The organism is Kitasatospora sp. NPDC127111 (assembly GCF_042677465.1).
Classification (GTDB): Bacteria; Actinomycetota; Actinomycetes; order Streptomycetales; family Streptomycetaceae; genus Kitasatospora.
Map to the genome: position 1 here is coordinate 132,878 of NZ_JBHXTG010000006.1, position 24,796 is coordinate 157,673.

The window sequence follows — 24,796 nt, forward strand, 5'->3', positions numbered from 1 at the left end:
CGGGACCTGGAGCCGTGCGCCGCTGACGATCACACAAGGTCACCAGCAAGTCGGACTCCACGGCGATCTGGCGACAGTTGAACACGAGAGCCCACCAGTACCAAGGCCGGGGGTGTAACAGAACGGCGGCGCTCGGCCCTCTTTCCCAGCGGCGGGCGCGACCGTTTCGGTGGCGCCCGCGGCAGGTGGATCGATGAGGAGCGGGAGAGCGACGACGTATGCGACGAGTACGAGGGTGGGCGGCCGCCGCGCTGGTGATCTGTGTGACGTCCGCGACCACCGCTGTCACGGGTGTCACGGCCGCGACAGCCGCGGCCGCGGCGGAGGAGCCGCCGGTGTCCGCCGCCGCGCCCGGTGGTGGGAGGGCCGGGTTCACGCCGGCGAAACTGCCCGTGGAGGGCGCGGTGCTGAGCAGCGCCGTCCAGCTGGACGCGCACACCACCTGGGCGGCGGGGTTCCGGGTGATCGAGGAGGGGCAGGCGGTGCGCTTCGCGCCGGTGGTCGTCGCCCGCGACGGCCGGGCCAGTGGGTGGACGGAACTCCCGGCCCCCGCGGCGGACTTCGAAGGCAGGGCGACGGCGGTCGCGGGCAGCTCGGCGCGCGACGCCTGGCTGCTGGGCGACTTCGAGTCGTCGAGCGGCCGGTTCCTCGCCCGGCACTGGGACGGCGCGGCCTGGAGCAGCGCCGAGATCGAAAAGCCCGCCGGGGAGCTCAGCACCGGCTACCTCCTGGGCGCCTCCGCCCCGAGGCCGGGCCGGGCCTGGGCGGTCGGCGGCGCGAGCGTGGTCACCGGCCGGATCCCCAGCCCCACCCCGGGCGGCCCGCCCGAGACCGTGACCCGCACCACCGGCCTGATCGAGCGCTGGGACGGCACCGCGTGGCACCGCCTGGAAACGCCCGCGATCGAGGGTGACTGGTGGCTCAACGCCGTCACCGAGATCGCGCCGGACGACGTCTGGGCCGTCGGCAACACCGCCTACCCGGACGACAAGCCCGTCCTGCTGCACTACGACGGCCGCGCCTGGAAGCGCGTCGACGCCCCGCCGTTCACCGGACTGTACGGCGAGTACCAGAGCGTCGCCGCCGGCGGCCGGGACGACGTGTGGGTGGTGGGCCGTGCCGTCCTGGCGGACAAGGACCGCGGACACCCGCTGGTCGCCCACTTCGACGGCCGCACCTGGACGACCGTCGCGGCGCCGGAGGGCGTCGCCGGGAAGCTCTGGTCCGTGACCGCCGTCCCCGGCGGCATGGCCGCGGTGGGCTGGGACGCCAGCGGGGAGTACGACCGCCCGCTCGGCCTGCGGTTCACCCGCGGCCGCTGGGAGACGCTCGACCTCTCCGTGCCGGGCTACCCGACCGCCTCCTACCAGGCCGTGGTCGCCGCTCCCGGCGGCCGGCTGACCGCCGTCGGCGCGGGGGTCACCCCGAAGTCGCCGCAGTTCCAGCCGCTGGTCCTGACCGGCCGAGGCTGAACGGCGAACGGGGGTGGGAGCGTCAGTGTGCCGGCGGACCGAGGGTCTCGGGCCGGTGTCCGGGGTGACGGGCCCGTCGGAGGGGGTCGCTTCACTCCTGGCGGTGACGCGATCAGGGCGAGGGCAGGCCCGCGCCGTTGGACCGTTCCGCGGTCGTCGCCATCCAGTGCGGGAACTCGGTCAGGGGTATCGGGGGCGAGGCGGGGGAGTCCGGGCGGATCGACCCACTGGGGAGGAACGCGACCTGGCAGCGTCGGCACAGCCAGGCCGCCCGCCACACCTGGCGGAGCCGCTGCCACTGCTCGCGCTGCTGCGGGTGCGGAGCCGCCGTCCTGAGCCGACGGCGCCGGGAGGCGGTGTGCACGATGAATCCGGCGGCCAGCAGGATCGCGGCGAGGAGGAAGGGGCCCAGGGCGTAGCCGGCTTGGTAGGCGGCGTCGGAGCCGGCGCGGCCGGTGTTGGAGAGCAGCCCGCGCAGTCCCAGCAGGCCGAGGAGGCCGGCCAGGATGAACAGGGTGATCGCGGCCCCGCTCATGCCCGCGGGCTCGGGCGGCGGGGACAACAACGCCCGCGTCGGCTCGTCGAGCGGCCGGTCGATGTCCGTCAGGGCTCGTGGCACGGCGACGGTCTGGTCCGCCGCAGCGCACCCGGGGCAGGTGGCAGTCATCGGGAGGGGGGCTCCGAATCCGTGTGTGGTGTGTGGGAAGGGTGAACACGTAGTACATCACGGGGAGCTGACGGCCCGTGCCGGCGACGGAGACCGGACGTGCCGCGACCGGACGTACCGCCCGGGGCCTCGGGCCCGGGGCCCGTCACCGCGACGCGGTCGGGTTCACCGTGCTCCAGTCCTCCTCGCCCCGCCCCTCGGCGAGCGCGGCGGAGAAGAGCGTCAGGACGCCGTCGAGGAGGGGGTGGTGGTCCTGGCCGGCCCCGTCCGCCATGCGGGCCGCGTAGGAGAGGTCCTTGTGGGCCCACGCGGCCGAGAAGTTCAGCGGCTCGGGCGGGGTCAGGTAGCTGTCCCAGGCGAGCCGGGTGACCACGCCGCCGGGGCGGTCGAGCAGGGCCTCGCCGACCTGGTGCGGATCCAGGCCCGCCGCCTCGGCCAGCCGCAGCGCCTCGCCGAACCCCGCCAGGTGCACGGCCTGCAGCGCGTTGAGGACCAGCTTGAAGCGGGTGCCCGCGCCGGCCGGGCCGAAGTGCCGTACGTCCCGGGCGATCGCGTCGAACACCGGCCGCAGCGCGGGCAGGCCGCTCGCGTCGCCGCCCGCGAGCAGGACCAGGTTCCCCGTCCGGGCGGCGGCGGCCCCGCCGGTGAGCGGCATGTCGTAGAAGGCCGCCCCCTGCTGCGCGCACCGGGCGGCGAGCTCCTCGATCCAGCCGACCGACAGGGTGGCGGAGGCGATGAGGACGGCGTTCGGGCGCGCGCCGGCCAGGATGCCGTCGGGGCCCTGCCAGACGGCGCGGGAGGAGTCGTCGTCGGCGGTCACCTCGAAGACCACGTCGGCGCGGGCCGCGGCCTCGGCCGGGGTGGCCGCCACGGTGGCTCCCGCGTCGGCGAGTTCGGCGGCCCGCCCGGGGGTGCGGTTCCAGACGGTCACGGTGTGCCCGTGCTTCAGGAGGTTCTCGGCCATGCCCCGGCCCATGATGCCCAGCCCCACCACTGCCACGTTCGCCATCTCTTGACGCCCTTTCATCCGGCTCCGCGCGACGGCCGTCCGTTGCGGTCCGCCGCTGTCCGGACCAAGTCTGCTCGGGCGGCCCGCGCTTGGGGACACCCGCCGAAGGGGGGCCCTCGCAGGGCCCCTCTCGGGTGACGGGGTGATCGTCATAATCGCTTCGTGGACATCGACAAGACACCCGGGTTGGGAGAGTTCCTGCGGATACGGCGGGCCAGGGTCACGCCCGAGCAGGCGGGCCTGCCGGCGACCACCGGACGCCGGCGCACCACGGGCCTGCGCCGGGAGGAGGTGGCGCTGCTCGCGGGCGTGAGCATCGAGTACTACCGCCGGCTGGAACAGGGCAAGCAGCACCGGCCCGGCACGGCCGTCCTCGAAGCGGTCGCCCGGGTCCTGCGGCTGGACGAGGACGAGCGGCGGCACCTCTTCGAGCTGGCCAGGGCGCCCCGGTCGGTCACCGCGGACGCCGCGGCGGCCGGGGCGGCGCCGTCGCGCACGCTGCGCCCGGACGTCCTGCGCATGCTGGACATCGTCGACCCCTGTCCCGCGTACGTGCTCAGCCGGGCCAACGACCTGCTGGCCGCCAACACCCGCGGTCTACTCCTGCTGCCCGGCATCGAGCAGTGGCCGCGGCAGCGCCGCAACACCGCCCGCTACACCTTCCTCCACCCCGCCGCGCGCAGCCTGTACGGGAACTGGGAGGACGTCGCCGCGGCCACGGTCGCCCATCTGCGCGCGGTGGCCGGACGGTACCCGGACGCGCCCGACGTCACCGGGGTGGTCGGCGAACTCGTCGTCAAGAGCGAGGAGTTCGCGGCCCTGTGGCAGCGCTACGAGGTGCGCAACCGCACCAACGGGCGCAAGCACTTCACCCACCCCGCCACCGGGACGATGACGCTGGGCTACGAGGCGTACGAGGTCGCCCGCACCGACGGCCACCGGCTGATCGTCTACCAGGCCGAACCGGGCAGCCCGGACCACGACGCGATGCTCCTGCTGGGGCACGTGGCCGCCGCCCGCGCCGGCGACAGCCAGCACGCCCGGTGACCCGGCGCCGCCTCCCGGGGCGGCGCCGGCACCACCGCGCCACCCGGCTCGGGCCGCGCCACTGGACACCACCGGGCCACCGCGCGCCGGCGACCGGAGACCGTGCCCGGCCGGGTCACTCGATGGGGGTCTCCCAGCGGGCGTGGGCAGCCGGGGTGGCGGAGGCTGGCCGGGACGTTGACCCGCGTGTCGTGAGGGTGGTGCCCCGTGAGGGTGGTCGTTGATCTCAATCGTTGCCAGGGGTACGCGCAGTGCGCGTTCCTCGCGCCCGAAGTCTTCAGGATGCACGGGGACGAGGCGCTGCTCTACGCCCCGCGCGCCGGGACCGAGCAGCGGGAGCGCCTCGCGCGGGCCGTCGCGGCGTGCCCGGTGCAGGCGATCCTCGTGGACGACGGCGACGAGGGGCAGGGTGCCGCGCCCCCCGGCGGCGGCGGAGCCGGCGGGGCGCGGGGCGACGGCCACGGAGGTGGTCGGCGGTGAACGGCGACGGCTGGCTGGACCAGTTCCGGCGCGAGGGACGCATCGTGATCGTGGGCGCCTCCCTCGCCGGGCTGAGGGCGGCGGAGACCCTGCGGGAGGAGGGCTTCACGGGTTCGCTCACGCTGGTCGGCGACGAGCCCTACGGCCCGTACGACCGGCCGCCGCTGTCGAAGCAGGTGCTGCTGGGCATGGCGCCCGCCGAGCACACCGCGCTGCCCGGACGGCGTGACCTGGACGCGCACTGGCGGCTCGGCAACGCGGCGACCGGGCTGGACATGGCCGCGCGCCGGGTCAAGCTGGCCGACGGCGACGAGGTCGAGTACGACCGGCTGCTGATCACGACCGGGGTGCGGTCCCGCCCCTGGCCGCACGCCGCCGAGGCCGCCCTGGACGGCGTGTTCGTGCTGCGCGGCCGCGACGACTCCGCCGCGCTGGAACGCCGGCTGGCGGCGGGGCCGCGCCGGGTGCTGGTGATCGGGGCCGGGTTCACCGGTTCGGAGATCGCCTCCGCGTGCCGGGAGCGCGGCCTGGCCGTCACCGTCGCCGAGCGCGGGTCCGCGCCGCTGGTGGGCGCGCTGGGCGGAGTGATCGGCGAGGTGGCCTCGCAGATGCACCTCGACGCCGGGGTCGACCTGCGGTGCTCGGTCACCGTCACCGCCCTGCAGGGCGACGCCGCGGGCCGGGTCCGCTCGGTGGCCCTGTCGGACGGCACGACGGTCGACGCCGACGTCGTGATCGTCTCGCTCGGCGCGATCCGCAACACCGACTGGCTCGCCGGGTCCGGGCTGGGCGCCGGCCCGCGCGGCATCGCCTGCGACGCCGGCTGCCGGGCCTTCGACGTGCGCGGCATCGTCACCGACGACGTGTTCGTCGCCGGGGACGTGGCGCGCGCCCCGCACCCGTTGTTCGGCTACCAGTTCCTCTCCCTGGAGCACTGGGGCAACGCCGTCGAACAGGCGCGGATCGCCGCGCACAACATGATCAGCCCCGCCCACGACCGGTTGCCGCACCTGTGGGTGCCGGCCTTCTGGTCGTCCCAGTTCGGGGTGAACATCAAGTCGGTCGGGGTGCCGTCGATGGGCGAGGAGATCATGGTCACCCAGGGTTCCCTCAGCGGACGCCGCTTCACCGCCGTGTACGGGCACCAGGGACGGGTGATCGGCGCGGTCACCTTCGACCACGGCCGCTGGCTCCCGTTCTACGAGGACCTGATCAAGAAGACCGCGCCCTTCCCGCCGACGTTCCCGACCATGGACCGGCCCAAGGAGGGCGTGGGGCCGCGCCCGGCCGGCTTCCCCGACCCGTCCGTGCCCACGCACGGCCCGACCGTCACCGTCAGCGGCTACTCCCCGGCGGACCGGACCGTGGCCTTCACCCCCGGCCGGGCCTGACCGGCGCCCGCCCTTCCGCGCCCGCCCTTCCGCGCCCGCCCTTCCGCCGCCGGCCCCGCGTCGGCGGCGGACGCGCCGCGGGCCGTCCCGTGCCCGCCGCGCCGCACGACGCGCGTGGTGCCCCACGAACCCGAGGACCCCCGATGAGCGACCTCACACTGCTGCAGCAGATCACCGACTACTCCAACCGCCACGACCCGTACCCGCTGTACGCGCGGCTGCGCGAGAAGCCGGTCCACCACGACGAGACCGGCCCGTACGTGATCGGCGGCTACCACGAGGTGCTCGCGCTGCTGCACGATCCGCGGATCAGCTCCGAGCGCCGCAACCGGACGGCGACCACGGCGCTGCCCGGGCAGGAGGACGGCGACGACGGCGGGACGCTGCCGCCGAACTTCCTGCGCCTGGACCCGCCCGAGCACGACCGGCTGCGGGCCATCACCAACCGCCCGTTCGGCCCGCCGCACAGCCCCCACCGCGTCGACGGCATGCGCGGCGAACTGAAGACCATCGTCACCGACCTGATCGACGCCCTGGACGGCGACGAGATCGACCTGGTCGAGCGGTTCTCCTACCCGTTCCCGGTGACCGTGATCTGCCGCCTGCTGGGCGTGCCCCGCGAGGACGAGAGCCGCTTCCACGGCTGGGCCGACACCCTCGTCGCCACCCTCGACCCGCAGCCCGGCCAGGACGTCGCCGAACGCGACCGCACCGCCCAGCAGGCCCGCATCGAGCTCGGCCTCTACCTGAACGGCCTGATCGAGGAGCGCCGCAAGTCGCCCGGCGACGACATGCTCTCCCAACTCTCCACCGGCGACGGCCCCGAGGGCCGGATGAGCGGCATGGAGGTGCTCAGCACCGCCGCGCTGCTGCTCATCGCCGGCCACGAGACGACGGTCAACCTGATCACCAACGGCATGCTCACCCTGCTGCGCCACCCGGAGGTGCTGGAGCGGCTGCGCGCCGACGCGCGGCTGGCGGTGCCGCTGGTGGAGGAGCTGCTGCGGTACGAGCCGCCGGTGCAGATGGTGCCCAGCCGCACGCCGATCACCGACATCGAGGTCGCCGGCACGACCATCCCCAAGGGGGCCCCGCTCTGGCTGATGCTGGCCTCCGCCAACCGCGACCCGAAGCGCTTCGCGGACCCGGACCGCTTCGACCCCGACCGCGTGGACGTCCAGCACCTGGGCCTGGGCAGCGGCATCCACAGCTGCTTCGGCGCGCCGCTCGCCCGGCTGGAGGCCCAGCTGGCGCTGGCCGAGCTCGCCCGCCGGCTGGAGCGGCCGCGGCTGGTCGAGGACCCGCCGCCGTACCGCACCAACGCGGTGCTGCGCGGGCCCCGCCAGTTGCGGCTCGCGATCGACGGCGTGCGGCGCTGAGGTTCGGCCGGGGGCGCCGGTTGCCGTCGCCCGGCGGAGGGGCCAGCCTGAAGGTGGAGGTGCGGCGATGAGCACGGTGGAGGAGTCGATCGACGTGGACGTGCCGGTCCGCGTCGTCTATGACCACTGGGCGACCTTCGAGGAGTTCCCGCGGTTCATGGAGGGCGTGGAGGAGGTCAGGCAGCTGGACGACCGCCACGCCCACTGGCGGACGAAGATCGCCGGGCTGGCCCGGGAGTTCGATACCGAGATCGTCGAGCGGGTGCCCGAGGAACGGGTCGCCTGGCGGACCACCGGCGAGAGCGTGAAGCACACCGGCACGGTCGACTTCGAGCAGCTGGGCGCGGGCCGGACCCGGGTGCGGATGACCATGGTCTTCACGCCCACCGGCCTGGCCGAGAAGGCCGCCGACAAGCTGGGCGTGCTCGACCGCCAGGTGCGCGGCGACCTGCGCCGCTTCAAGCGGTTCGTCGAGGACCGCGGCGCCGCGACCGGCTGAGGACGCACGCCGCACCACCCGTCAGATCGGCGTCGTTCACCGGAGTTTCGGTTCTCGGCCCTTATGTTGTGCCGGGTGACGAGTTCTCCAGCCCCGACGCAGCCCGGGCGCGCGCGGCTCCGCCCCGGCCGGACGGACTACGCGGGCGCCGTGTACGGCTCGCTCCTCGCGGCCTCCGTGGTGGCCACCGCGGGCGCCTCGGGCAACTTCCCCCGGCTCCAGCTGATCGGACTCCTGCTGGTCACGGGCGTGGTGTTCTGGGCGGCGCACGTCTACGCGCTGGTCGCGGGCGAGCGGGTGGTCGGCAGGCCCGTCGACCGCCGGGAGGTACGGCGGGTCGCCCGGCACGAGTGGTCCATCGTGGAGGCCGCCGTACTGCCCGCGGTGGCGGTGGCGGTCAGCCCGCTCCTCGGCCTCGACCTGGCCGGTACGGCCTGGCTCGCCCTCTCCGTCGCGGTGGCCCAGCAGGTCGCGTGGGCGACCCTCGGGGCGGTACGGGCCGGGGCGTCCCGCCGGATGGCGATCGGCGAGGGTTTCGCCAACCTGCTGCTCGGCCTGGTGATCGTGGCCGCCAAGGCGGCGTTGGGGCACTGACGCCGCCTCCGCGCCCAGGTCGGGCCACGCCGTCGCGCCGTGCGGCTGCCCCGGAGTGCTCGTCCGGCGGGCAGGCACGGGGAGAGCGGGCCGGCTGGTCCGGCAGCGGCGTGCCGACGTGTTCCGGGCCGGCCGCCCGGCGTCCTGGCAGGATGGCGGCATGGAACGTGTGCTTGGAATCGGTGGGTACTTCCTGCGGGCCGCCGACCCCGCGGCGCTGAGTGCCTGGTACCGCGACTGCGTGGGGCTGGACGCCGACGAGCACGGCCTGTGGCGTCAGGAAGCCGGGCCGACGGTGTTCGCGGCGTTCGAGTCCGGGACCGACTACTTCGGCTCCCGCTCCCAGCAGACCATGCTCAACTTCCGGGTCCGCGACCTGGACGCGATGCTCGCGCAGCTGCGTGCCAAGGGGGCGGACGTGGCCGGGGAGCCGCAGGACATGGAGGGGGTCGGGCGGTTCGGCTGGGTCACCGATCCCGAGGGCAACCGGATCGAGCTGTGGCAGCCGGCCTGACCGCGTCGTCACGCCGGCGGTGACGTGCGGCGGCCCACCGCCGAACCCGTGGCGGACGGGCGGGCGCGGCCCGGCAGAATGACGGCCATGAACGAGAACGGGAACGCCGGTGCGACGGCCGCCGAGTCCAGACCGCCGCTGACGGCCGACCTCACCGGTGCCGAGCTGCTGCGCTGGTACTGGACGCTGGACGAGCTCACCGGGCTCGCCCGCACGATGGGCGTCGCGCGGCACGGCGGCAAGACGGCGCTCACGGCCCGGCTCGCCGCGGCCCTCGACGGCCGGCCGCTGCCGGCCGCCCCGGCCCGCCGCCCGGCGGGCGCGCAGTTGGCCGAGCCCGTCGACGGCGACACCGTGATCCCGCCCGGACAGCGGTGCAGCCAAGTCCTGCGCAGGTACTTCGTCGAGGCGATCGGCCCCGGCTTCCACTTCGACGCCTTCATGCGCGATTTCATCGCCCGGAATCCCGGCCGGACCCTGGCGGACGCGGTCGCCCACTGGCACGCCACCCGCCCGGACGCGGCCCTGCCCCGCGAGATCGCGGAGCAGTTCGAGTTCAACCGCTTCACCAGCGCCTGGCACGGGCGGAACCCGACCGGCACCCGCGCCCAGGCCCGTGCGGCCTGGTACGCCCACCGCGCACTCCCCAAGCCTCCGAGCGGCGGCTGACGGCGCCCGCCGGCCCGCTCCGGACGGTCGGTGGACGCCGAAGTCCTTTCCCAGTTCGCGAAACCACTGGTCACGGGGCTGGTGTGACGGGTGCTCACAGCCGTTGCGGACGGGGCGCGCGGCGGTTCCAGGGTTGCGGGGGCGAGGCGATGCCCACGTGCTGCGCGCTTCCCGGGCGGCCGTGCCGGGGCCGGTCGATCGGTGGACCGGTGTTCAGGAAGGTCAGCGGGTGCGGCGCTGGACGGGGGTCCGGCGGGCGCAGCACGATGAGGGCATGACGGACAGTCGATCGACACCGCCGCCGGAGCGGTCCTCCTCGGCGCCGGGCGGTGGACGTGTCCCGCGTCCGGACTGGGGGGCGGTGGGGGCGCTGGCGGGTGCGGTGGCGGCCGTGGTGGCGCTGGTCGCCTATCTGGTGCCGCCGGAGCAGTCCGCGGTCACCCCGGTGGTCACCGGCGCGGCCCCGCTGCCGCCGGGCCCGGTGACGCCCACCAGCACCGGCACCCCGGCGCCCGAGCCGCCGCCCGTCACGTCGCCGCCCGCCGGCTCACCGCCCGGGTCGCCCACCTCGGACCCCGTCCGGTCACCGAGCCCGAGCCTCACGGCCGAGCCGGTCTCCACCCGGCCGGCGGTACCGTCGCCCGAGCCGCCGTTGCCGACGATCCGGCCCGGCGGTTGCGACCGCGCGGAGGCGGGACTGGCCGCGTACCGCAGGAACGCCGGGACGACCCGCGGCAGCCAGGCGGCCGCGGCGAGCCAGGCCCGCCAGGACCTGATGGGCGCTGCCCTCGACGCGCAGGGAGCGGTCGGCTCGACGATCAACCGGCTGTCCGCCGAGTTCCAGGAACTGAGCTTCCGGCTGACCGGCATGGTCGGCGCGGACCCCAACCAGGTGATCGCGGACATCAACGCGGACAGTGCCCAGCTCAAGCGGCTCTGCGGCTCCTGAGTGCCGGGAGGCCGGCGTTCAGGAGATCCGGTCGTCACCGGTCTGCCGGGCCCGGCCCGGTCGGGGTGCCGGCGGGGTGGGGGTGCCGGGCTCGGGGCGCAGGCGGTAGCGGCCGGTGCCGTCGCGGCGGACGAGGCCACCGGTCGGCTGGGGGAAGTGCGTGCCGAGCGGCGGGGTGTCCGGGGCAGGCAGAATCTCGTCCAGGGATCGCTAACGCGCCATCTTTGCGTTAGCGACTCTGCCACGGCGCCCGCCGGTCTCGCAAATATTGAGCTTTAGTGGCGTCGTCAGTCCTTCAGTGCCGCCCGGACCAGCGACCGCGCGTAGTCCGCCGAGAGTCCGTCCGGGCGGAACAGGATCCGGTACACCAGCGGTGCCACCACCGCGTCCAGCAGCGTCTCCACGCCCGGGACCGCCTCGCCCCGACCGGCCGCGCGGACCCCGATCGCCCGCAGCTGTTCGGCCGCGTGGTCCGAGCAGCGGCCGGCCGCGCCGTCCGGCTCCGCCCCGGCCACCGCGTCCCGCAGGTACCGGCGGCCCGCCGGGGAGCCCATCTCCTCCGCGAACTGCTCCGCCCAGGCTTCGAGGTCGGCGCGCAGTCCGCCGTGGTCCGCGGGCGGCCCGTCCGGCCGCAGCCGTTCCACCGCGACATCGGCCAGCAGGCTCGCGAGGTCCCCCCAGCGGCGGTAGATCGTCGACGGCGTCACGCCGGCCCGGGCGGCGATCGCGGGCACGGAGACCGCCCCGCGCCCGCCCTCCGCCTCCAGTTCGCGCACCGCCTGGTGGACGGCCTCCTGGACGCGCGCGCTCCGGCCCCCGGGGCGCGCGCCTGCTCTCTCGGTCATGGGCCCAGACTAACGCAGGATCATTGCCTTTACGGCGTGGAGTGGGCCTCACGAGCGGTCCTCTCCGCCCCCGTCGCCGCTTCCGGCGGCGTCCGTCCACAGGAGCCGGGCCTTCGCGACTTCCGCGCGCGGGACCAGCGCCTTCCGGCCGCGCGTCCAGGAACCCCACCAGTCGGGGGCGAGCGGCGCACGGGCCCGGGCGGTCGGCTGGTCCGGGTGCAGGCCCAGCGGGCGCAGGGCCCCGGCCCGGACCGACGCGGTGGTGAAGCCGCGCCAGCGGCCCAGCGCGGGGTCGCGCCCGCAGACCAGGTCGAAGCGGACGTCCCGTGCGTCGAGCGGCCACCAGTCGATCCCGCGGTCGCGCAGTCAAACGGCGAGGGCGATCCTCGGGTGCGGCAGGCCGGGCGCGTTCTCGACGGTGAAGATCCTCACCCACTCCTCGTTGTCCATCATCCGCCCAGACTGCCAGACCGGCTGACGGGCCGTCGTCCCGTTTCCGGCCCGTCCCGGGAGAGCGGCCGGGCCCGGTAGGGTCCGGGGTATGACACAGAGGTTCGATCTCGTCGAAGGCGTTGCGGCCGGTCTCGAGGACCGCGCCGCGGCCTGGTGGTTCGTGCAGGACTTCGCGGAGCACTGGGCCGTTCCGCTCGGGGACGGCGACGGCTGGACGGAGGCCGACCTGGCCGCCGCCGAGGAGCGGCTCGGCCTCCGGCTGCCCGCGGCGCTGCGCGAGGCCTACGGGCTGTTCGGGCGCCGCTCCGACCTCACGGCCCAGCACCACGCGCTGCTCGGCCCGGCCGCGCTCCACCTCGACGAGGACGGCCGCGTGCTGGTCCTCCGCCACGGGAACCAGGACGCCGCCGCCTGGGGCGTCGGCCTCGACGAACTGCACCGGCCCGACCCGGCCGTGCTGTACTCGCGCGGCGGCGACTGGCAGCCCTGGCTCGACCGGCTCTCCGTCGCCCTGGTCGAACTCGTCCTCTCGGAGTCCCTCCACGCCCCCGCGGACCGCAGCGACCTCCTCGAACCGCTCGACGACGCGGCGCTGCGCACGGTCGAGCAGCAGTACGTCCAACTGCCCTTCCCCGACTACCCGGTGTTCGCCGCGCCGCACGGCAGCCGGTGGTTCGCCGGGGACGAGGTACTGCTCCGGGAGGACGCCGGCGGCCCCCTGTACGCCCGGGCGCGCACCCCGGAGGCGCTGGCGGACCTGCGCAAGACGCTCCCCGGCGACTGGCTGAACGCGGACGGCGCCTGAGCTCCGCCGCGCATCCCGCCCGCCCTCGGTGGCGGGGCGGGATGCGCCCGCCCGCGCGGGTGGTCCGACCTGGGATCAGCGGGGTGCGCTGACCGCGTCCTGGGGGCTGAAGGTGCGGCGGTAGGCGGCGGGTGAGACGCCGAAGGCCGTTCGCATGTGCGAGCGCAGGGAGTTCCCGGAGCCGAATCCCGCCCGGTGGGCGACCAGGTCGATCGACAGGTCGGTGGTCTCCAGCAACTGCTTGGCCATTTCCAGGCGTTGTGCCGTGAGCCACTGCACCGGGGTCATGCCGGCCTCGTCGCGGAACCGCCGGGTGAAGGAGCGCAGGCTCATCCGGGCGTGCTCGGCGAGCCGGGTGAGCGGCAGCGGTTCGCCGAGGCGCTCCAGGGCCCAGGCGCGGGTGGCGGTGGTGCTGGCGACGGTGGGCTCGGGGACCGGGCGGTCGATGTACTGCGCCTGCCCGCCGTCCCGCCAGGGCGGGACCACGCACATGCGGGCGGCCCGGTTGGCGACGGCCGCGCCGTGGTCGCGGCGGATCATGTGCAGGCACAGGTCGACGCCGGCGGCCACGCCGGCGGAGGTGAGCACGTCGCCGTCGTCGACGAAGAGGACGTCCTCGTCGAGCTTGACCCGGGGGTAGGCCCGGCGGAACTCGGGTGCCAGGTTCCAGTGGGTGGTGGCCGGCCGGTCGTCGAGCAGTCCGGCGGCGGCGAGTACGTAGGAGCCGGTGCAGATGGACACCAGTCGGGTGCCGGGCCGGATGCCGGCGATGGCCGCGCCGACCTCGGCGGGCAGCGGCCCGCCGCGGCCCAGTTCGGGCATCGCGTGGGTGGGCGGCACGATCACGGTGTCCGCGGCGGCGAGCGCCTCGGGGCCGGCGGCCGGCTGCACGGTGAAGCCGGCGTCGCTGAGGACGGGGGCGCCGTCCGCGGTGCAGACGGTGACCTCGTAGAGCGGGCGGCCCTCGGCGTCCTCCGCGCTGCCGAAGACGCGGGAGGGGATCCCCAGCTCGAACGGCGGCACCCCGGGCAGGGCGAGCACGGCGATCCGGTGCCGCCGGGGCGGTGCCCCGCCCGCCCGCTCCCGCTCGCTCTCCGGTCCGTTCGCCCGCGTTCCGTCCATGGCCAGATCCTGTCACATAGTGGCCGGACGGCCAACACCGCGGCGGCCGGGGATGCCGGATCGTGGACCGCGTCGCCGGGGAGCCCGGCGACGCACGGAGCGAACGGATCGGACGAATGGCGAGGTCGGACAGCATGCGAGCGGTGGTCGTGGAGCAGTGGGGCGGGCCCGAGAACCTGGTCGAGCGCGAGGTGGAGCGCCCCGAACCGCGACTGAACGAGGTCCTGGTGCGCGTGCACGCGGCCGGAGTGAACCCGGTGGACTGGAAGACCCGGGCGTCCGGCGCCCTTGTCGAGTGGGGCACGGTGCCGGTGGTCGGCTGGGACGTGTCCGGCACGGTCGAGGCCGTCGGGCCCGGCGTGGGGCTGTACCGCCCCGGCGACGAGGTCTTCGGGATGCCGCTGTTCCCGCGCCAGGCGGGCGGCTACGCCGAGTACGTGGTGGCGCCGGCCCGGCACCTCGCCCCGAAGCCCGCGAACCTGTCGCACGTCGAGGCGGCGGCGCTGCCGCTGGCCGCGCTGACCGCCTGGCAGGCCCTGGTGGACGCGGCCGACGTGCGTCCCGGGGAGCGCGTGCTGGTGCACGCGGCCGCCGGCGGGGTCGGCCACCTCGCGGTGCAGATCGCCAAGGCCCGCGGCGCCCACGTCATCGGCACGGCCAGCGCCGGCAAGCACGACCTGCTGCGGGAGCTGGGCGCGGACGAGGTGGTCGACTACCGGGCCGTGCGGTTCGAGGACGTCGTCTCCGATGTCGACGTGGTGCTGGACGGGCTCGGCGGTGAGACGGCCGAGCGCTCGCTGAAGGTGCTCCGAGCCGGCGGCCGGCTGATCACCCTGCCCGGGCCGGACGACGTTCCCGCCGCCCAGGACGGGGTGCGGGCCACGTGGGTCCTGGTCGAGCCGGACCACCTGGGGCTGCGGGAGATCGCCGCCCTGGTGGAGCGGGGCGCGCTGAAGCCCGTGGTGGAGACGGTCCTGCCGCTGGCGCAGGCGGCGGAGGCGCACGAGATCGGCGAGCGGGGCCGCACCACCGGCAAGATCGTCCTGACGGTCGCCTGAGCCGGGGCGGGCGGTCCGGCCGGCCCCGTCGACCCGCCGGACGGCGGCGGCCGCCGCCGTCCGCCTCGCCGCCGCCCGTCCGCTGCCGCCTTCTGCGAGCCGCGGGCCGGTCAGTCGAGCAGGACGCCGGGGTTGAGGATCCGGTGGGGATCGAGGGCGTCCTTGGCGGCGCGCAGGGCCAGTGCGAAGGGCTCGGGGCGCTGCCGGTCGTAGCCGGGCCGGTGGTCGCGGCCGACGGCGTGGTGGTGGGTGACGGTGGCGCGGTGGCGGTGCAGGACGTCGGTCGCGGCGGCCTTGATCTCGTCCCAGACCGCGAGTTCGCCCCCGGGGCGGCCCGCGACGGCCACGGTGAAGTAGGGGGCGGCGCCGTCGGGGTACACGTGGGTGAGGCGGCAGTTGAGGGTGGCCGGGTGCCCGGTCGCCTTCAGCGCGGCGGCCCCGACCTCGGTGCGGACGGCGTCGATCAGGGCCGGGAGCCGGTCCCAGGTGGTGGCGGTTTCGAAGGTGTCGACGACGGCGCCCATCCGGGCCAGGCCGTCGCGCAGGTAGGGCATCCGCAGGAACGCCGAACGCCAGGCGTGCACGGCGGCGTCGGCCGCGCCGGCCGGGGCGGCGCGGTCCGCCGCGGGCGAGGCGCCGTGGCCGCTGCGGCCGCCGTGGTCGCGGGCCAGCTCGACGGCGGCCGCGAGCCGGTCCTCGACCGGGGCGGTGGCGGATTCGAAGCCCAGGACCAGCACGGCCGACCCGTCGTGCGCGGCGCCGGACAGCAGCGCCTCGCCCGGGTCGAGCAGGCGGCAGTTGGCCGGGGCGAGATCGGACTGGGCGACGGCACGCACCGCGTCCAGCGCGCGGCCGAAGTCGGCGAAGGCCACCGACGTCGAGGCCTTGTGCCGGGGGCGCTCCTGCAGGCGCATCCACGCCTCGGTGATGACGCCGAGCGCGCCCTCGGAGCCGAGGAAGAAGCGGTCGGGCGAGGGCCCGGCGCCGGAGGCCGGCAGGCGCCAGGAGGTACCGGCCCCGGCGGGCGTGACCACGCGCAGGGACTGCGCGAAGTCGTCGATGCGGGTGCGGCCGGTGGCGTAGTGGCCACCCGCGCCGGTGGCCAGCCAGCCGCCCAGGGTGGAGAACTCGAAGCTCTGCGGGAAGTGGCGCAGGGTCAGGCCGTGGGGCCGCAACTGTTCCTCCAGCACGGGGCCGAGGGCGCCGGCCTGGATGCGGGCCGAGCGGCTGGCGGTGTCGATCTCCATGACCCGGTCCATCGAGGTCAGGTCGAGTGACAGCACGGCGCGGTGGGCGTCGCCGCGGTACTCCACCCCGCCGACCACCGAGGAGCCGCCGCCGAAGGGGATGACGGCCACGCCGTGCTCGCCGGCCCAGTCCAGCAGGTCGGCCACCTCCTGGTCGTCCGTCGGGCGGGCGACCAGGTCGGGGATCCGGCCGGGACGGCCGCGCAGGGCCCGGATGACGTCGCGGTAGGCCTTGCCCATGGCGTGGGCGGCGCGCGACCGCGGGTCGGCGCTGACCAGGTGGGCGAGGGCCGGCGGGGGAGTCACGCCGGGGCGGCCGATGGCCAGGTCGGCCACCCGCGGTATCGGCAGCGGACGGGCCAGGGTGCCCGGCAGCAGGGCGCCCAGGGCGGTGCACTCGGCGTCGTCGGGGTGGTTGTCGGCGTAGCCCCAGCCCCACCAGGAGCGGGGGCGGGACGTGCCGGGGTGATCGGTCGCGGTGGCGGACACGGGTGCGCTCCAGGGAGGTCGGTGTCATTGACCCAGCGGTAAATTACCGTAGGGTAAGATCCGTTCCCATGGCAACGCTTCACTCCAGAGCCGGCACCAAGGGCGTGCCGAGGGCCGACCGCGAACGACAGGTCCTGGCCGCGGCCACCGCGGAGTTCGGCCGCCACGGCTTCGAGGCCACCACGATGGCCGCCATCGCCGGCCGGGTCGGCGTCACCAAGCCGCTGCTGCACCACTACTTCGGCAGCAAGCAGGACCTCTACCGCGCCTGCCTGGACCCGGTCGGCGACCGGCTGCTGGACGCCATCCGCACGGCGATGGCCGAACCCGGCGCCGGTGCCCCGTCCACCCCCCTGCGCGTGTTGCACGCGCTGTTCACCGCCCTCGACGGACAGCGCGAGGCGTGGTTCGTCCTCTACGACACCACGCTGCCGGCCGACAGCGAGGCCGCCCGGCGCGCGGCGCACTACCGCGACGCCATCGACGACCTCGCCGCACTCGGCACCGCCGACCTGCTGCACGCGGCCGGCCCAACGGGCCCGCTCAACGCCGCATCCCTGGACGGCGACGCGCTGGACGCCGACGCGCCGGCCGCCGACGCCTTGGACGCCGACGCGCTCAAGCACGCATGGCGCGGCCTGTGCACCGCGCTGGTCCGCTGGTGGATCAACCACCCCGACGAGTCACCCGACGCCATGGCCCGGCGCTGCGAACGGCTCTTCACCGCCGCCCGCGCCGTCCTCGCCGCCGGCGACGACGGGGCGTGAGCGCGGGTCGGCATCCCGTGCCACGCGGCGCCCGCGGACCGGGCCCACCCGAAGGAGCGGGCCCCGGGGCGAACCGGCACCACGCGGCTTCCCGCGGCTCAGTCCGGTGGCTCCTGCGGGGGCACTTCGTGCGCGGGTTCGGTCACCGCGTACTCGGGGCCGTCCTGCGGCCCCTTCTCCTCCTCGTGCTCGGGGGGAGGCCCACCCTCCCCGGTCATCCGGGACTCGGGCGTCTCCACCCGGACCGCGGGCTCCTCCCGGGCCCGGTCGTCCTGCTCGCTCATGCCTCTCGCCTCCTCCAGGACGGCGGGGCCCCGGACCGGTGACCGCCCGAGGACGGCCTCCGGGCCACGGGTGGGTGCCCGTCCGCGTCCTTGATCTTCTCCATCGCCTGCCCGGCGTCGTTCCTCACCCCTTCGCGCCGGCCCTTCACCTCGATCGCACGGTCCCCCGTCGCTCGGACGGCAACTTCCTCGACCTCGCCCCGGGCCTTCTCGGCGGTGGCACGCCTCTCGTCATCGGTGCCCGCGGCCCGCACTCCTCCCGTTCCGGGGGCGGTGCCGTCCGCCCGTTGCGGCGCCTGCCCGGGAACCGGGACTCCATGCGCGGACGCGCCGGTCGCCGTTCACGGCCTCCGCGTACACGGAGAGGTCGCCGGTGTGCCGCCCGTCCGGAGCGGTGAGCACCACCAGCCCGTCCACGTGGGCCAGCAGGTAGGGCTGCCCGCCGTCGACCACGATCATGAACACCAGACCGCAGGCGGCCACCTCCGCGCGGAGCCGACCGGCGGCATCCCGGTAGACCGGGTGCCCGTGCGGGCCGTGCGGGCTGTTCCTCGTCAGCCGTACCGGGCCCAGCCCCTCGGGGCAGTCGACCAGCCAGGCCGGGGGACCGCCCGTCGCCACCGCGCGCACCTCCCCGCCCACCTCACGGCCGGCCCGTCGTGCCGCCGCCCGGGGACCGCCGGCGGGTCCGGGCCGGGGCCCGCCGTTCACCGGCCCGGAGGCCGGGTCCCTCGGCCCGGCCAGGGCGTTCCCGTGGCGCATCACCGGCACCTCCTCGTTGATGGGTGCGGCGTCTGTCCGTCCGGGCCGCCGCCAAACGCGCGCGCACACGACCGGGGTGGGACCTGGCGGTCTCCCGGTCGGCCCTCTTGCGCGGGGCGTGGCCCGTGGGGGCCGGACCGGGGACGCGGGGCCGCGGCGTCGGACAGGCACCGGCGACCACGTGCGGCTGCCTGCCCACACCCGGCCGCGCGAGCGGCGGCCCCGCGCGGGGGCATCGGCGCAGGGCCGTCGGCGTAGCGTCCGACGGGCCTGCACGGAGGTCGGGGCCGGTCCTCAGCTGCCGGGGCCGGTCCTCAGCTGTTGGGTTCGGTCATCAGCTGTTGGGTTCGGCGGAGCTGATGTCGGCCAGCGCCGACCGCGGATCCCGGTCCATGGCGAGGTCGCCGAGCGAGACCACGCCCACCGGGCGCCCGTCGTCCATCACCGGCAGCCGGCGCAGCGCGTGGTGGCGCATCAGGTCGACGGCGTGCCCGACGTCGTCGTCCGGGCCCACGCTGATCAGCTCGGTGCTGCAGATGTCGCCCACCGGCGTCCAGTCCGGGTCCAGGCCCTCGGCGAGTGCCCGCACGACGAGGTCGCGGTCGGTGATCATGCCGCACATCCGGCCGTCGTCCATCACGAGGACATCGCCGATGTCGGCATCGCGCATCCGGCGTGCCGCGTCGTGCACCGAGGTCTGCTCCGGGACCGTGACCGGGCTGCTGGTCATGATGTCCCTGATCTTCTGGCTCATGAGGGTCCTCCACGACGTCGGCCGTTGCCTGCGCCGTCGTGTCTGCCCCGGCCAGAGCACGCGAAACGGCTAACGCCGTACGGGCCGTAGGGCTCACCCGGCCGTCACGGCCCCGCCCTCACGGTGCGGCCCGGTCCGCGGCGGGCGGCTCGGGTTCGTCGCCGTCCTCCCGGTCCCGGCCCGCCGCCGGAGCGTCCGCGGTGGACGGCCCTCGGCCCGGCGGCGCGGCCTCGCCGCCGTCCCCGGCGCGGTGCGCCCGGTCGGTCCGTTGGTCCCGGTGTTCGGCCGGATCGTGCGAACGGTTGGCCATCGCCACGGCCCAGGACCGACGTCTGGCGGTCACGGCTGCCTCCAGGGGGTGGGGGCGGACACGGCCGTCCGCCGGTGTGGTGCGGCTACCCCCACCGGGCCCGGTCACACCCGCCGGCCCGGCCGCCCGTCCGACCGGGTGCCCCGTGAGCGCCGGCGCCGTACCAGGCCGGCCGGGCCCGCCCGCCCATGAGCGTGGCCGCCGGACGGACCCGCGCGACCGGCGATCCCGCGCGGTCGGGGACTTCGCGCGACCGGCGACTCCGCGCGGTCGGGGACGCCACGCGGCCGGGGGACCGACGCCCCGGACGGCCGCCGGTCCCGCCGGTCACCCGACGTAGCGGCGCGCCCGCGAGCCGCGCTGCGGCGCGTCCAGCACGTGCAGTGCCCGCTCGACCCTGGGGGGCACGCGGCGCCGCTCCCGCACCACCCAGGGCAGGCCGGCCGCGGCCTCGCCGAAGGCCCGTGCGGAGGTCGCGTCCCGCGGCACGTTCCGGGCCAGGAACGCCGTGCGGCGCAGTGCGGGCCACACCGGCCGCCGCAACCAGGTGAACCACAGGGTGTTGCGGATGCCGAGGCGCCTGCGAACCGTCGCGTCGCGGGCCGGCGACGGCCGGTGGTGGACGGTCAGCTCCTCGGCGTACAGCAGTCAGTGACCGGCCGTCACCAGGTCCGCGGCCAGCAGCTCCTCCTCACCTCCCAGCCACAGGCGGGGCGAGAAGCCGCCGGCGGCACGGAAGAGCCCGGTGCGCAGCACGGTCGCCCCGGCGAGGAAGGAGCCGAGGGCCGGTCCGGCCAGCCAGTCCGGCCGGGGCACCGGGGAGAACCGCAGCTCGGTGACCACCGGGTCCTCGTGGGGCGGCTCGCCGGGCCGGGCCGGGTCGTGGACGACGATGCGGGCGGTGACCGCCGCCACCGGCGGGTGGGCGTCCAACAGCCGGGCGGCCCCGGCCAGGGAGCCCGGCTCCCACCACGTGTCGTCGTCGCAGAAGGCGAGGTAGCGGGTGCGGACCTCGCGGGCCGCCAGGTTGCGGCCGCAGGCGCCGGCGTTGCGCCCGGCCCGGAGCAGCCGGGCACCTCCGGGATGGCGGGCCACTGCCCGGGCGGTGCCGTCGGTGGAGCCGTTGTCGACCACGATGACGGGCGGGCGTTCGGGCAGTTCCGCGAGCCGGTCGAGGGTGTGCAGGAGTTCCCGGCGGCGGTTGTGGGTGATCACGACGACGGTGACCGCCGGTTCGGCGCGGTCGGGTGGTGTGGGCGCGGCGCCACCCTCCATCAGTCGGGCGGCTCGTTCCACCCGCTCGGGCACGGGCCGGCGCTGCCGGACGGCGGCGGGAAGCCGGGCCAGCGCGGAGAGCAGGGCGTGGCGGGCCACCGGCTCGTGGACGCGCCACCGAAGTGCAGCAGCGGGTGGAAGCCGCCGACGGCGAGGAAGGCCGGCGTGGTCAGGGCCTCCGCGAAGCGCTTGGCCTCGTCGTACACGCTGCGCGGTCCGACCGGGTTGACGTTGCCCCAGTAGCGTTCGGTCTGCGGGTGCTGCTTCGGGTCCCCGTACACCTCGGAGGTCGAGGTGAGCAGGAATCGGGCACCGTGCGCGCGGGCCACCGCCAGCGCGTTGCGGGTGCCGAGGCTGCCCGTGTCCAGGGTGTGCAGGGGGAGCCGGAGGTAGTCCGCGGGCGAGGCGGGGGAGGCCAGGTGGCACACCAGGTCCACCGGGCCGGTCAGCGTGAAGGGTTCGGACACGTCGAGGCGGCGCAGCTCGAAGCCGCTCCGGCCGACCAGGTGGGCGACGTTGCCGGCCGAACCGGTGCAGAAGTCGTCGAGGCAGATGACCCGGTAGCCGTGCTCCACCAGGGCCGTGCACAGGTGGGAGCCGAGGAAGCCGGCGCCGCCGGTGACGACGGCCCGGGGCGGGCGGAGTCCGCCGGTGCGGGACCCGGGACTGGTCATGGTCGTTCTCCGGCCGTCGGGCGGTGACGGGGCCCACCGCCCGGCGGGAGATGAGATTGAACGGGGTGCAGGCGGCCGGCACGGCCCCGGGTACCGGCCGCCGGGGCGATCAGTCCTCGTCGAACGGCGCCCGGCTGACCTCGTCGGGGCCGTCGGAGCCTTCCCGGCCGAGGTCGGACGGCCGCTCCGGCGGGGAGTCGTCGGCCCCGTTCGACCCGGCCGTCTCGATCAGCTCCTCCCGGTCGGCCGGATGACGGATGCCCAGCAGGGCCTTCTGAACGTCGATCGGACTGATGCTCATCGGCCGTCCCTTCGTCTTGGTGCCGGCCCGCGGAGACCGGCGGGTCGCCGCCGGCGGGCGGCTCGGAGCGGTGGCGGGCCGCAGGCGGCCGGGGCAGCCGGTCCGCCCTCGCGCGGCGCGCGCTCCGTGGGGCGGCTGCCCGGTGCGCAGGGGTGGAAACGGTCCGCCGCCGGCCGCCGGATCCGGCCCGGATCCGGCCCGCGACGGTTTCGACCCACTCCGACCGGGCAGCCGGGTCGCTACCCCGTCATCCTCCGGTGCCCGAGCCCGGTCGGTGACGGGGACGGCGGCCGGGAACGGCTACCGCGGCCGGGAGTCGGTGACACGGAGAGGTGTGAGGAGCATGGGACACGGCGGAAGCGTCATCGCCGAGCTGATGGCGGACCACCGCGAGGTGGAGGAGATGTTCGAGAAGGTGCTCGCCCTGCCGCCGGGGGACGACGGGCGGCGGAAGCTGGCGGACGAGATCACCATCGAACTCGTCCGGCACTCGGTCGCCGAGGAGCAGTACCTCTACCCGGCCGTGCGCGAGCACGTGCCCGGCGGAGGCCCGATGGCCGACAAGGAACTCGCGGACCACGCCGAGGTCGAGCGGTTGCTCAAGGAGCTCGAAGGCACCGATCCCGCCGAGGACCGGTTCGACGAGATCATCCGGAAGGTGGTCGCCGACGTCAGGGAACACATCGCGGACGAGGAGGGCACCCTCTTCCCGGCCCTCGGCGACGTCTGCTCGGCCGACGAGCTGAACGACCTGGGCGACAGGATCCGGGCCGCGAAGAAGCTGGCCCCGACCCGCCCGCACCCCGGCGCGCCGGACACTCCTCCCGCGAACAAGCTGCTCGCCCCGGGAGCCGGGCTGGTGGACCGCGCTCGCGACCTCGTCACCGGGCGAGGCCGCTCGTAACGGTGGGCCGCGGGTGGCCGCCCGCGGAGGACGGCTGCGGTGTCCCGGCCCGAAGGAGACGGACATGTCCGACGAACAGCGACCCGCCGACCGCGGGCCGGAGAACGAGTCCGCACCCCGGATGCCCGACAGCGCCCGGGAGAGTGACGATCAGTCCGCCGAGGCGGACCCCGGGACGGGGTGGCACGACGCCGAAGGCACGCCCTACGAAGGCGACTGCGGCCCGGACACCGTCGACCCGGATCCCGCCCGCCCCGGCCGACGCCCCTCCGACCGCGCCGGCGGGTGAGCCCGGCCGGGCCGACCGCCGAGGGAAGCGCGGTCGGCCCGGCGGCCCGCGGAGAACCCCGGGGCCGGCGGGTCATGGGGCGCGACGGCGGACGTTCCGTGGTGCGCGCGACGGCGGGCGTTCCGTGGTGCCCGGGCACCGGCGGACGGCCGATCCGCTCCGTGCCGCGCCCCCGCCGTGCCGGCGCCCGGCCGGGGTCAGCGCCGGTCGGCCGTCGTGGTGGCGAGTTCCGCCCAGACCGTCTTGCCGCGGGTGCCGCACGCGGTTCCCCAGGCCGTGGTGAGACGGTCCAGGAGGTGCAGCCCGTAACCGCCCGCACCGGCGGGGTCCGCACGCCTCGGGCGCGGCGGCGCCGGGTTGTGGTCGACGACGGCGACGCGCAGGCGCTCGGCCCGCAGGGTGAGCACCAGACTCTGCGGGCCGTCGGCGTGCCGGCTGGCGTTGGCCAGGAGCTCCCCGACGACCAGGACGGTGTCCTCGGCGAGGTGGGGCGGACGGTCGTGGCGCGGGGAGAGCAGGTGCCATTCCGCGAGCACCTGGCGGGCGAAGTCGACGCCGAGGGTGACCGGGGCATCGGTGTGCGGACGGAAGCGCAGGCTCCGCTGCGCGGGGGCGGGAGCGGGGGCAGCGGTCATGGCGGCTATCCCAAGCGGTCGCGCTCGGCTCTGACGGAGACGGCTACCCGATGTGCGCGCCCCGACACCCGGCGGCGGGATCAGGACCGGTGCTCGATCCGGTCCGGCGCCTCGACGGCCTCCTCGACCGTGTCGACGACCTGGACGACCCGGTCGGCACCCTTGGGGGCCAGCAGCCGGGTCAGCCGCGTGCCGGGAGCGATCCCGCAGGCACACCATCGACTCCCCGCCGGGCCCGCGGCGGTCTTCAGCCCGGACGGGCTGTCCCCGGCCGTCGGCGCGTCGCCCCTCGCTTCGCCCCCCGGACCGCGCCGCCGACGCGTCACTCCCCGCTACGCCCGAGCCCCGAGGCGGTGCACGCCGGCGTCGCAGCCGCCCTCCGATCGGTGATTGGCCCGCGAACGGCGGGGTAGCCGCCGGTGCGATCGACCGCGCACGCGGTCACGGACGACGGCGCAGGGAGTGTGTCATGGCTGACGACGCCATCGAATTGATCACGTCGGATCACCGTCAGGTGGAGCGGCTGTTCGATCAGCTGAGGTCCGGTCACGCCGACGCCGCCGGCGTCCTGGAGGAGGTCGGCCAGCTGCTGGTCGCGCACTCGCGCGCCGAGGAGGAGTGCGTGTACCCCGCGGTCTCCGAGCGGGTGCCCGACGAGGAGGAACAGATCGAGCACAGCCGCGAGGAGCACGAGGAGGCTGAACAGCTGATCGAGCGGCTGCGTTCGGGTGAACTGCGCGGTGAGGAGTTCGACCGCCGGCTCGACGAACTGGTGGACGCCGTCACCCACCACGTGGAGCAGGAGGAGCGCGAGGTGCTGCCCGCCCTGCGCGAGGCGGTGGGTGAACGGGAGCTGCACCGGCTCGGCGAGGACTTCCTGCACCGCCGTACCGAGGAGTTGCGCAGGCTGGCCGGCGAGGCGGAGGACGGCTCCGGGACCGGTACGGGTGACGAACCGGGTGACGAATCGGGTGACGGGCGGCACGAGGAGCTGGAACGCGCGACCAGGGCCGAACTCTACGAGAAGGCCAAGGAGGCCCGTGTCGAGGGCCGTTCCCGGATGAGCAAGCACGAGCTGGTCGAGGCGCTGGAGCGGGAGCCGGTCGGCCACTGAGCACGCCGCCGCCGTCGCCGGCGGCGACACCTCCCCGG

General features: G+C 75.7%; 28 protein-coding genes and 2 pseudogenes. 16 read left to right on the forward strand and 14 right to left on the reverse strand.

What is annotated here, in order from left to right:
- Positions 1 to 335 precede the first annotated feature (335 nt).
- On the forward strand, positions 336 to 1,472 hold the full coding sequence (locus ACFVHB_RS06355) for a hypothetical protein (RefSeq protein ID WP_380315952.1): 1,137 nt from the start codon (positions 336 to 338) through the stop codon (positions 1,470 to 1,472).
- A gap of 112 nt (positions 1,473 to 1,584) precedes the next feature.
- On the opposite strand, the gene ACFVHB_RS06360 is transcribed toward ACFVHB_RS06355, so the two are convergent.
- The gene (locus ACFVHB_RS06360) at positions 1,585 to 2,091 is read right to left on the reverse strand and encodes a hypothetical protein (protein WP_380315955.1); all 507 of its coding nucleotides are present in this window, start codon (positions 2,089 to 2,091) and stop codon (positions 1,585 to 1,587) included.
- A gap of 193 nt (positions 2,092 to 2,284) precedes the next feature.
- Complete coding sequence (locus tag ACFVHB_RS06365) at positions 2,285 to 3,301, reverse strand: NAD(P)-dependent oxidoreductase (protein WP_380315958.1); 1,017 nt, start codon at positions 3,299 to 3,301, stop codon at positions 2,285 to 2,287.
- Between the two features lie 9 nt (positions 3,302 to 3,310).
- Between ACFVHB_RS06365 and ACFVHB_RS06370 the strand changes: the two genes are divergently transcribed.
- From ACFVHB_RS06370 to ACFVHB_RS06410, 9 genes are all read left to right on the forward strand, one after another.
- Positions 3,311 to 4,195: a helix-turn-helix transcriptional regulator gene (locus ACFVHB_RS06370; RefSeq protein ID WP_380315961.1), complete on the forward strand. Its 885-nt coding sequence runs from the start codon at positions 3,311 to 3,313 to the stop codon at positions 4,193 to 4,195.
- A gap of 207 nt (positions 4,196 to 4,402) precedes the next feature.
- Positions 4,403 to 4,675 carry a ferredoxin gene (locus ACFVHB_RS06375; RefSeq protein ID WP_380315964.1) on the forward strand — a complete coding sequence of 91 codons (273 nt, stop codon included), beginning with the start codon at positions 4,403 to 4,405 and terminating at the stop codon, positions 4,673 to 4,675.
- Positions 4,672 to 6,066, forward strand: a complete 1,395-nt coding sequence (locus tag ACFVHB_RS06380) for an NAD(P)/FAD-dependent oxidoreductase (protein WP_380315967.1) — start codon at positions 4,672 to 4,674, stop codon at positions 6,064 to 6,066. The genes ACFVHB_RS06375 and ACFVHB_RS06380 overlap by 4 nt, the downstream gene beginning before the upstream one ends.
- A gap of 143 nt (positions 6,067 to 6,209) precedes the next feature.
- On the forward strand, positions 6,210 to 7,445 hold the full coding sequence (locus tag ACFVHB_RS06385; RefSeq protein ID WP_380315970.1) for a cytochrome P450: 1,236 nt from the start codon (positions 6,210 to 6,212) through the stop codon (positions 7,443 to 7,445).
- A gap of 67 nt (positions 7,446 to 7,512) precedes the next feature.
- Complete coding sequence (locus ACFVHB_RS06390; RefSeq protein ID WP_380315973.1) at positions 7,513 to 7,944, forward strand: SRPBCC family protein; 432 nt, start codon at positions 7,513 to 7,515, stop codon at positions 7,942 to 7,944.
- A 75-nt stretch (positions 7,945 to 8,019) separates the two neighbouring features.
- Positions 8,020 to 8,538, forward strand: coding sequence for a hypothetical protein (locus ACFVHB_RS06395; RefSeq protein WP_380315976.1), 519 nt, complete (start codon positions 8,020 to 8,022; stop codon positions 8,536 to 8,538).
- 160 nt (positions 8,539 to 8,698) lie between these two features.
- Positions 8,699 to 9,052, forward strand: coding sequence for a VOC family protein (locus ACFVHB_RS06400; protein WP_380315979.1), 354 nt, complete (start codon positions 8,699 to 8,701; stop codon positions 9,050 to 9,052).
- Positions 9,053 to 9,139: 87 nt separating this feature from the next.
- On the forward strand, positions 9,140 to 9,721 hold the full coding sequence (locus ACFVHB_RS06405) for a DUF6434 domain-containing protein (protein ID WP_380315982.1): 582 nt from the start codon (positions 9,140 to 9,142) through the stop codon (positions 9,719 to 9,721).
- Between the two features lie 274 nt (positions 9,722 to 9,995).
- A complete protein-coding gene (locus ACFVHB_RS06410) occupies positions 9,996 to 10,670 on the forward strand; it encodes a hypothetical protein (RefSeq protein WP_380315985.1) in 675 nt (224 codons plus the stop codon).
- Between the two features lie 287 nt (positions 10,671 to 10,957).
- Here ACFVHB_RS06410 and ACFVHB_RS06415 read toward each other — a convergent pair whose 3' ends face one another.
- Positions 10,958 to 11,515, reverse strand: a complete 558-nt coding sequence (locus tag ACFVHB_RS06415; protein ID WP_380315988.1) for a TetR/AcrR family transcriptional regulator — start codon at positions 11,513 to 11,515, stop codon at positions 10,958 to 10,960.
- A 541-nt stretch (positions 11,516 to 12,056) separates the two neighbouring features.
- Here ACFVHB_RS06415 and ACFVHB_RS06420 point away from each other — a divergent pair.
- A complete protein-coding gene (locus ACFVHB_RS06420) occupies positions 12,057 to 12,773 on the forward strand; it encodes an SMI1/KNR4 family protein (protein WP_380315991.1) in 717 nt (238 codons plus the stop codon).
- A gap of 75 nt (positions 12,774 to 12,848) precedes the next feature.
- On the opposite strand, the gene ACFVHB_RS06425 is transcribed toward ACFVHB_RS06420, so the two are convergent.
- Positions 12,849 to 13,895: a GlxA family transcriptional regulator gene (locus ACFVHB_RS06425; protein WP_380315994.1), complete on the reverse strand. Its 1,047-nt coding sequence runs from the start codon at positions 13,893 to 13,895 to the stop codon at positions 12,849 to 12,851.
- A 134-nt stretch (positions 13,896 to 14,029) separates the two neighbouring features.
- On the opposite strand from ACFVHB_RS06425, the gene ACFVHB_RS06430 reads away from it, so the two are divergent.
- Positions 14,030 to 14,953, forward strand: coding sequence for an NADP-dependent oxidoreductase (locus ACFVHB_RS06430; RefSeq protein ID WP_380316121.1), 924 nt, complete (start codon positions 14,030 to 14,032; stop codon positions 14,951 to 14,953).
- A 110-nt stretch (positions 14,954 to 15,063) separates the two neighbouring features.
- On the opposite strand, the gene ACFVHB_RS06435 is transcribed toward ACFVHB_RS06430, so the two are convergent.
- Positions 15,064 to 16,689, reverse strand: a complete 1,626-nt coding sequence (locus ACFVHB_RS06435) for an FAD-binding oxidoreductase (RefSeq protein WP_380315997.1) — start codon at positions 16,687 to 16,689, stop codon at positions 15,064 to 15,066.
- Between the two features lie 68 nt (positions 16,690 to 16,757).
- On the opposite strand from ACFVHB_RS06435, the gene ACFVHB_RS06440 reads away from it, so the two are divergent.
- The gene (locus tag ACFVHB_RS06440; protein ID WP_380316000.1) at positions 16,758 to 17,456 is read left to right on the forward strand and encodes a TetR/AcrR family transcriptional regulator; all 699 of its coding nucleotides are present in this window, start codon (positions 16,758 to 16,760) and stop codon (positions 17,454 to 17,456) included.
- Positions 17,457 to 17,554: 98 nt separating this feature from the next.
- Here the strand turns inward: ACFVHB_RS06440 and ACFVHB_RS06445 are convergent, their stop codons facing one another.
- The 7 genes and pseudogenes from ACFVHB_RS06445 to ACFVHB_RS06475 all read right to left on the reverse strand — a co-directional run bounded on the left by ACFVHB_RS06445 (position 17,555) and on the right by ACFVHB_RS06475 (position 21,816).
- Positions 17,555 to 17,740, reverse strand: a complete 186-nt coding sequence (locus tag ACFVHB_RS06445; RefSeq protein ID WP_380316003.1) for a hypothetical protein — start codon at positions 17,738 to 17,740, stop codon at positions 17,555 to 17,557.
- A gap of 231 nt (positions 17,741 to 17,971) precedes the next feature.
- Positions 17,972 to 18,361, reverse strand: coding sequence for a DUF6296 family protein (locus tag ACFVHB_RS06450; protein ID WP_380316005.1), 390 nt, complete (start codon positions 18,359 to 18,361; stop codon positions 17,972 to 17,974).
- Positions 18,362 to 18,836: 475 nt separating this feature from the next.
- Positions 18,837 to 19,256, reverse strand: a complete 420-nt coding sequence (locus tag ACFVHB_RS06455) for a CBS domain-containing protein (protein WP_380316008.1) — start codon at positions 19,254 to 19,256, stop codon at positions 18,837 to 18,839.
- Between the two features lie 118 nt (positions 19,257 to 19,374).
- A complete protein-coding gene (locus ACFVHB_RS06460) occupies positions 19,375 to 19,599 on the reverse strand; it encodes a hypothetical protein (protein WP_380316011.1) in 225 nt (74 codons plus the stop codon).
- 294 nt (positions 19,600 to 19,893) lie between these two features.
- Positions 19,894 to 20,841 (reverse strand): annotated as a pseudogene (locus tag ACFVHB_RS06465) (glycosyltransferase family 2 protein).
- A gap of 164 nt (positions 20,842 to 21,005) precedes the next feature.
- Positions 21,006 to 21,515: pseudogene (locus ACFVHB_RS06470) on the reverse strand (NAD-dependent epimerase/dehydratase family protein); the annotation flags it as partial.
- A gap of 109 nt (positions 21,516 to 21,624) precedes the next feature.
- A complete protein-coding gene (locus tag ACFVHB_RS06475; RefSeq protein WP_380316014.1) occupies positions 21,625 to 21,816 on the reverse strand; it encodes a hypothetical protein in 192 nt (63 codons plus the stop codon).
- 343 nt (positions 21,817 to 22,159) lie between these two features.
- Between ACFVHB_RS06475 and ACFVHB_RS06480 the strand changes: the two genes are divergently transcribed.
- Complete coding sequence (locus tag ACFVHB_RS06480) at positions 22,160 to 22,720, forward strand: hemerythrin domain-containing protein (RefSeq protein ID WP_380316017.1); 561 nt, start codon at positions 22,160 to 22,162, stop codon at positions 22,718 to 22,720.
- Positions 22,721 to 22,784: 64 nt separating this feature from the next.
- Positions 22,785 to 23,009 (forward strand): hypothetical protein, encoded by a 225-nt coding sequence (locus tag ACFVHB_RS06485; RefSeq protein ID WP_380316020.1) that lies wholly within the window; start codon positions 22,785 to 22,787, stop codon positions 23,007 to 23,009.
- 197 nt (positions 23,010 to 23,206) lie between these two features.
- On the opposite strand, the gene ACFVHB_RS06490 is transcribed toward ACFVHB_RS06485, so the two are convergent.
- Entirely contained in the window at positions 23,207 to 23,644 is a 438-nt protein-coding gene (locus ACFVHB_RS06490; RefSeq protein WP_380316023.1) for an ATP-binding protein, read from the reverse strand.
- An 80-nt stretch (positions 23,645 to 23,724) separates the two neighbouring features.
- Entirely contained in the window at positions 23,725 to 23,970 is a 246-nt protein-coding gene (locus tag ACFVHB_RS06495; RefSeq protein ID WP_380316026.1) for a hypothetical protein, read from the reverse strand.
- 143 nt (positions 23,971 to 24,113) lie between these two features.
- Between ACFVHB_RS06495 and ACFVHB_RS06500 the strand changes: the two genes are divergently transcribed.
- A complete protein-coding gene (locus ACFVHB_RS06500) occupies positions 24,114 to 24,758 on the forward strand; it encodes a hemerythrin domain-containing protein (protein WP_380316029.1) in 645 nt (214 codons plus the stop codon).
- Positions 24,759 to 24,796 lie beyond the last annotated feature (38 nt).